The sequence below is a fragment of the Natranaerobius trueperi genome (genome assembly GCF_002216005.1).
GTDB lineage: Bacteria > Bacillota > Natranaerobiia > Natranaerobiales > Natranaerobiaceae > Natranaerobius_A > Natranaerobius_A trueperi.
Map to the genome: position 1 here is coordinate 1 of NZ_NIQC01000050.1, position 6,606 is coordinate 6,606.

Annotated in this window: 12 protein-coding genes; 7 read left to right on the forward strand and 5 right to left on the reverse strand. The window is 31.0% G+C overall.

Annotated elements, in window-relative coordinates; genetic code table 11:
- Positions 1-112: 112 nt before the first annotated feature.
- From CDO51_RS12680 to CDO51_RS12690, 3 genes are all read right to left on the reverse strand, one after another.
- Positions 113-400, reverse strand: coding sequence for a hypothetical protein (locus tag CDO51_RS12680; protein WP_089024596.1), 288 nt, complete (start codon positions 398-400; stop codon positions 113-115).
- 516 nt (positions 401-916) lie between these two features.
- Positions 917-1,237: a type II toxin-antitoxin system RelE family toxin gene (locus tag CDO51_RS12685; RefSeq protein WP_089024597.1), complete on the reverse strand. Its 321-nt coding sequence runs from the start codon at positions 1,235-1,237 to the stop codon at positions 917-919.
- Between the two features lie 5 nt (positions 1,238-1,242).
- Positions 1,243-1,491: an AbrB/MazE/SpoVT family DNA-binding domain-containing protein gene (locus CDO51_RS12690; protein WP_089024598.1), complete on the reverse strand. Its 249-nt coding sequence runs from the start codon at positions 1,489-1,491 to the stop codon at positions 1,243-1,245.
- Between the two features lie 272 nt (positions 1,492-1,763).
- On the opposite strand from CDO51_RS12690, the gene CDO51_RS12695 reads away from it, so the two are divergent.
- From CDO51_RS12695 to CDO51_RS12705, 4 genes are all read left to right on the forward strand, one after another.
- Positions 1,764-2,159, forward strand: coding sequence for an RNA polymerase sigma factor (locus CDO51_RS12695; RefSeq protein WP_089024599.1), 396 nt, complete (start codon positions 1,764-1,766; stop codon positions 2,157-2,159).
- A gap of 1 nt (position 2,160) precedes the next feature.
- Positions 2,161-2,307: a YvrJ family protein gene (locus CDO51_RS12700; protein ID WP_089024600.1), complete on the forward strand. Its 147-nt coding sequence runs from the start codon at positions 2,161-2,163 to the stop codon at positions 2,305-2,307.
- 11 nt (positions 2,308-2,318) lie between these two features.
- Complete coding sequence (locus CDO51_RS13950; protein ID WP_158212468.1) at positions 2,319-2,513, forward strand: helix-turn-helix domain-containing protein; 195 nt, start codon at positions 2,319-2,321, stop codon at positions 2,511-2,513.
- Between the two features lie 106 nt (positions 2,514-2,619).
- Complete coding sequence (locus CDO51_RS12705; RefSeq protein WP_089024601.1) at positions 2,620-3,294, forward strand: hypothetical protein; 675 nt, start codon at positions 2,620-2,622, stop codon at positions 3,292-3,294.
- 81 nt (positions 3,295-3,375) lie between these two features.
- On the opposite strand, the gene CDO51_RS12710 is transcribed toward CDO51_RS12705, so the two are convergent.
- Positions 3,376-3,966 (reverse strand): hypothetical protein, encoded by a 591-nt coding sequence (locus tag CDO51_RS12710; RefSeq protein ID WP_089024602.1) that lies wholly within the window; start codon positions 3,964-3,966, stop codon positions 3,376-3,378.
- Positions 3,967-4,071: 105 nt separating this feature from the next.
- Between CDO51_RS12710 and CDO51_RS15625 the strand changes: the two genes are divergently transcribed.
- The 3 genes from CDO51_RS15625 (at position 4,072) to CDO51_RS12725 (ending at position 6,030) form a co-directional block, all read left to right on the forward strand.
- Entirely contained in the window at positions 4,072-4,263 is a 192-nt protein-coding gene (locus tag CDO51_RS15625; RefSeq protein WP_089024603.1) for a helix-turn-helix domain-containing protein, read from the forward strand.
- Between the two features lie 108 nt (positions 4,264-4,371).
- Complete coding sequence (locus CDO51_RS12720) at positions 4,372-5,052, forward strand: hypothetical protein (RefSeq protein WP_089024604.1); 681 nt, start codon at positions 4,372-4,374, stop codon at positions 5,050-5,052.
- Between the two features lie 66 nt (positions 5,053-5,118).
- Complete coding sequence (locus CDO51_RS12725; RefSeq protein WP_089024605.1) at positions 5,119-6,030, forward strand: hypothetical protein; 912 nt, start codon at positions 5,119-5,121, stop codon at positions 6,028-6,030.
- A gap of 486 nt (positions 6,031-6,516) precedes the next feature.
- Here CDO51_RS12725 and CDO51_RS15630 read toward each other — a convergent pair.
- Positions 6,517-6,606: winged helix-turn-helix transcriptional regulator (locus tag CDO51_RS15630; RefSeq protein ID WP_143824733.1), on the reverse strand; the 90-nt coding region annotated here is incomplete at its 5' end.

Below are 6,606 nucleotides of genomic sequence, written 5' to 3' on the forward strand. Positions count from 1 at the left end.
TAAGTTTGGAAGATATTTATCTCTAATATCTGTTTTAAGGTCATATCTGTAGTCATGGCGATACTGTACGGTTACTTTCTCACCACTATTTGAGTTTGTTGTTCCTGCCAACCTAAATATTCTTGATTAATGTTACCATCTTTGAATCTCCGTATTCATTCTCATATTCTTTATCACCAATATATTCAACTCCAATTTCTTGCTTTTCTTTTAGAGATTTTTCTAATTCTTCTACTTGTTTATTAAATTCTTCTTCCATTTCTTCTTCAGTTGCTTCATATTCATAAACTAATGTTTTATCAAGTTCCTCTGATTCATCATGAGCTTCCGCAGTAGTTGGTAATAAGAGAATCGAAAAAACCAACATTAAACAAAAAGTTAAAGTTGCTGTTTTTTTCATAAAATATTTCCCTCCTAAATTTTAATATTTAATAAATACTTATACATTTTCATATATAAACCTACCCAAAAACCTGAATGGTCTTTTTCTTGACCTGAATGGTTCTTTAAAAACATAGAAAATTTTATCAACGTCCGATTAGAGACATTATGTTAAGAAATTTCTTTAATCCCCTAAAACCACAAGTCCTGAGAGGTGATGAGAGCAAATTAGCTTTCCGTGAAACACCTTAAAATTAGTGATGGTCAAACTCTTAAATACTCTTAAATGCTACCCTATCTGATTTTGATTCGGACAACAAAAAAATCACCGTAATTACGGTGATTTTCGTAGTTACACAATATAATTTAAGGATTTTAAGAAAGCCAACAACAAAACAACAACAAATAAATTTTCTATAACAGCTGGGCTTTGCTCAGCTCGTGTTGTGATAAGCCGGTCACCCCTTATCCTGCATCTAAAATTTGTGCTGTAATTTAGATGCAGGATACCCCAATTATTAATTTTAAAAAACATTTATATTAACCCTTGCTTTTTAAGTGTTTCAACCTTACGAGTAGCTTCTTCATAAGCATTCTCTCTTGAACCAATAAAAAAAATTAAACAAACTTTTTCTGCAATTTTAAGAGTATATATAACTCTATACTCACCTAAACCATAGAGAGACAGATTTATACTCCTACAACCTTTAAGTTTACCTTTTAACGGGGCTCCTATATAAGGGTCTTCTTCTAGCTTTAAAACTTCTTCTTTGACTTGCTCAAAGTGTTTTGAGTGGAGCTTGTCTAAATCTTTTTCAACTGTCCTTGTAGTATGAATTTGAAAACCTTTTGACATAGGCTTTACCCCTGTTCTCGCTCTTTTATATATTCCCTAAAGTTTCTTGTACCCCCAGTTTTATACTCTTTCTCACTATATTCTTTTAGTGCAACTAAGGGGTTATCTTCAACTGCTTTGGTGAGCTGCAAAACACCTTTCTTATCGTAATTTAGAAAAAAAGCCCCACCTTCCTCTATATCTAATTCTTTTCTTACTTTTTTGGGGATCGTGACACGTCCCTTGCCATCTACAGTAACTATACTTTTAGCCATTTTAGCACCTCCTTTAAATTAAGCGGGATTATCCCACTTAATTATATTTTACCATACTTTATTGAAATTTAAACTTTTTTATAAAGTAAATTTTTTTATAAAAATCAATTAATGTTTTTAAACCGACCATTCAGGTAAAAAATTCGGTTATTCATGATTTCAAGTTTAAAAAGTCGTGTTTTTTATTTTCTTATTAAGTAAAAAGTTATATTTTTTACTAGAACTAATGTTCGATATAATATTTGTATCTAGATTTAATAAGGGGGCTTTATATGGGGTCTACTGAAAACCGGCTAAAAAAATTAATAGAGTTAACAATCAAATATACATCACTTAATTATAAAAAGAATCTTTCAAAGTTTAAATCTAATAATCAATTAACACTCAACAATGATGAGGTACTAAATCTAATTCCTGATAGCGATGATCATATAGACCACAAGGTAAAAGAACGATCTTTAAAAAGTGTTATAAGTGATCCAGGGCTTTTCAAGGCTATAGAAAAGCTCACCCCAAGGCAACAACAAACACTTCAGATGCTTTTTGTTGAAAATAAAACTGAAAAGGAAGTTGCTGAACAGTTAAACGTTAGTGTACAAGCTATTAATAAAAATAAAAGGACTGCTATAAATCAATTACGGGAGGAACTAGAGAAAGGGGGTTTTTGAAATGGATAGTTTTAGCGAGTTAATCGCAAATCTAGGATTTCCTATTGCTGTAACTGCGTTTCTTTTAATTCGTCTAGAACACAAACTAAACGAACTCAACGACACTATTTTAAGTGTCATGAAAGAGGTTATAAAAAAAGAAGGTTAGGAGGGGTTTCTTTGGCTGATCTAGAGAGAGCTTTAAGGAAAGCTCAAGCTGGGGATAAAGAAAACCTAGAGTATTTTTATTTTAAGTTTGAGCCTTTATTATACAAGCACAGTATCGTAAATGGCAGGTTTGATGAGGACTGTTTTAATGAACTAAGTTTAGCGCTTATAAAGGCTATTAAACGATTCGAACCTAAAAATTTTTAAAAAATTTAGTTTTAAGGTTGAAAAATTAGCCTTAAATTGCCTCTTATTTAGTAGAAACCTTAATCGGCCGGTTAGGTTAATATTTTTTAAAGGAGAGTTGATAGAAATGCCTAATTGCGGTTTTGTTCCATCATCTTACGGTATCACAATGTTTTATATTTTAACTTCTGGCTCAAATGTAGAACCTGATGATATTGGTGTTCAAACTTTACATGGAGCAAGCAAGTACGGAATTAATGGAGCACATTTTGAAAGTGATTATACATTGACCGACATAGCAGTAGTTGATGATGTTGAAGTTCGTAACGGCGGTAATACCAATCCTAATAATGTACCTGCTGGCGGGCGAGGAACATTAGTTTGGGATGGCACAACAGGAAATTATTCTATTCAAGTTGTGGAAGATAAAGACGAACTAATTGTTTCAAATAGAAGTAATTATTGGGCTCAAGGTGGAGTAAGTATGTCACTAAATGATGATACTAACTGGGAAAATCAAGCTGAAGCTGAAAATCTTCCACATATGAATTTTTCAAGAAATCGTTCTGGACTCATTTTTGATGCGGCAGGTGGATTATGGCTTATAGCCACTGAGAATGCAAGACCTGGGACTTTTAGAGATGCGATCAAAGAATTACTTGATGATAACGGAGTTCTTCAAATTGCTGGACGACATGCTAATGGAATTTTTCTTGATGGTGGTGGCTCTACTCAAATAAGATGTAGCACCATGGAATTAACATCCACTAGAGAAGTCCCACAAGCAATCGTATTAAAGTAACTTCAAAAGAGGGCTGTTCCAAAAGTGTAACTTTTTGGGCACAGCCCTCTTTTGAAGTTTATTAAATAATAATTCAACCCACTAATTATGATAAGGTAAATTATTAAAGTCTGAATAAACACTCTCTAAAACTTCAATTATATTATCTTCAATTTCTACTTCGTTAGTACCGAGATTTGCATCTATTTTTTCTCTTAAAATTCCGTCACGACCATATATTTCAACCATGAGATTAAGATCTTCAATTTCACTTGGTTCATATGAAACCATCTCTTCATCTGTTTTTTCTATTGATATCTCTACATAATATTTTACAATTCTGTGTAATTTTTGCAATGTTCTTGTTAGTAGTTCTAATTGCTCACTAGATACTTCACGAGAATGATTATAGGAAAGTAAATAAGTAGATCCCTGCATTATATCTGTACTTTTTGAAATCTCACTCCAAGATACTCTTATATCTTCTACCGATGGATCTTCACTTTCTAATTGTTTTATTATGCCATTTATATTGTCTGATATAACTCTACCCTGGGTCAGGATTTGACTAAAACTAGCAGCTGCTTTATCAATATGTCTATCTTGATATTGATAAACATTATAAGTAATAGATATTACTAAAATTAATCCTAACATAATGCTAATCTTGGTTAGTTGAAATTGGCTGATCACTGAACACCACTCTCCTCCTTTATATAATTAAAACCAATTACTTCTAAAAAAATTCTTACCCCCATTTATACTTACCATTTTATATAAAATTAGGAAAAATCCTTCGTGGCTGATCTGGAGAGCTTTAAAGAAAGGTCAAGCTGGGATAAAGAAAACTTAGAGTATTTTTATTTTGAGTTTAAGCCTTTATTATACAAACATAGTATCGTCAATGGCAGGTTTGATGAGGATTGTTTTAATGAATTAAGTTTTGCGCTTATAAAGGCTATTAGACGATTCGAGCCTAAAAAATTCTAAAAAATTTAGTTTTAAGGTTGAAAAATTGACTCTAATTTATTTCTTATTTAGTAGAAACCTTAATCGGCCGGTTAGGTTTACTATTAAAAGATAAAGGGAGTGTTTAAGGTGTCAATCACTAAAAATGTAAGTTTTATGGGATATACATTTAATACTGAAGCAGGAAGAACAGACTCAATTTCAACTGAATCTCATTTTACTTTTAATTTAGGTAGTAGTAGTGACAGCACTATTATATTATCTGAACAAGGAGACGAAAAAAACAGTTGGACCTATTCCGAATTCGCTAACGAATTTGATATTTCTGTAAACCAACTAAATACTATACGAAATGTTGCCCAACAACAATTTGGATTTGAACAAGTTATAGTTGGAATAGATACAGTGAATTTTAGAACCATCGAAACTATAGGAGAGATTGGTGATCTCTTTCTCGATGAAAACGTTTCAAGTATTACTGATACAATGAGCTTATTTATTAGTAAAGGATTAGAACTCACCATATACAGCGAAATCGATCTTAACACGTTAGATAGAGCTTATTTTAAAGTTTCAGTAGAAACGGAACCTGACAATCAAGATAGTTTTAATTGGAATGACTTTATTAATAATGCTCTTGAAACAACAGCTGCAGCAATTAGTGTTCTTGTAGCAATCGCTTTAGGTATAGCCCTTGGTGCAGCTGCCGCAAAATCTGGCTTGGCAGTTGGAGGAGCAGCGGCAGCACTAGCTGGTATCTTTTATACTGTAAACGCTGCTCAAGAGTTGTTTGATAGAATAATGTCATAAAAAAAGTCACCCTTAAGGGGTGACTTTTTTTGACATTATTGTTATATTTATAGAAAATTCAATGGAATGGAGTGGTTTTTTATTTTAAATTTACTTAAAGAAATAAATTATATAGGTTTATATTTAGCTATTTTAGCAGGAACTTTTAACTCAATAATTTTAGTGTTAACATCTAATATATACCAAAAAAAATCCAAAAAATATCTTTTAATTGATCTAATAAAAAGCTCTTTCATGTTATCAATGATAAAAATTTTAATAATATTGATGCCAATAAATAATGATATAATTTACGGGGGATTTTTCGGCACTATTTTTTATAATTTTATCTTTGGTTTAAACCAATTAATAAAATACAAAACCAAAAGTTTAAAGATCTATAAAATAAATAATAAAAAATTAAATAGACGCTTTTATTTTCTAAATATATCTATGATAACTTTGGTTTTTTTAGTTGAATATATTATATTTTTTGATTTGTTTTTATTAGGAAATGTGGTTGGAATATTAGGAGTTTTTTATGCTACTATAATATTTGATTTAACCGAGAGACTTAAGAAAATAAATATAAATAACATGATTAATATATTCCTTATTTTAATTATTACTGCTATTATTATTTTCGTAAGCACATTAACTAGTTCTATTATAAACTTTATAAGTCCAATTGATAGAATGATCATGAACTTTGATTTATATGGAGTATTTTGGGGATTAATTGTTTATACTTTTGTTTTTGAAATTCCAAAAATAATAAAAAATCATCATGGATTAAAAGTTAATTGTTTTTTTAATTCTGAAAATCAAACCTCAAAAGATTTTATTGGTCATATTATAAACTCACTAATATTTGCTAGTATTTATATAATAAAGTTTATATTATTTACAAATCATTTCTATCTATTTACATCTCTGACTCTTTTTACAATAAGTTTAATATTTCTTATCAAAGGAATAATGAATAATCAACAAGCTTAAATTTAAATGGTTTTAGGAAAAAAAATAACTCATATTTGCGTTCAGACTTTTCTTTAATCGGACATTTCACCGCACCAGCACCCTAAAATTTATATGTTTGAAGAATATTTAAGCCGGATCATATCGGCGCGAAGGGTTTGTTTTGTTATGAGACGCGCACATTTGGCTCACATTGGTTTTAATAATAAGCAAGGTAATTGGATTCTTAAAAACGATTGGTCGCCACGTCACGCATGAGGACAATCTCTACCACTTCCCGAAGGTTTAGTGCTAGATGGTTAGCTGGTGGGACTATACTCGAAGGTATATACTTTCTTGTTAGTTGAAGCATACGCAAAACTTCTGTTGTTATATCATCCTCTAAAAAATAACTAAAAAGAAATGAAAGAGAGGAAGCTTTTCAGCCCTCTTCTATATCTCTTTAACTTCTTCCAGAAGCAGGGGTACGAAGTACCCCATAATATAAAGACCCGTTTCAGTGAACACCTAGGAATTTCCAATTTGTTTGAGCAGTTTATTTACATAGCTAGGTGATATATTTAATAGTTTAGCAAGTTCCCTCTGAGAAGCCGTAGG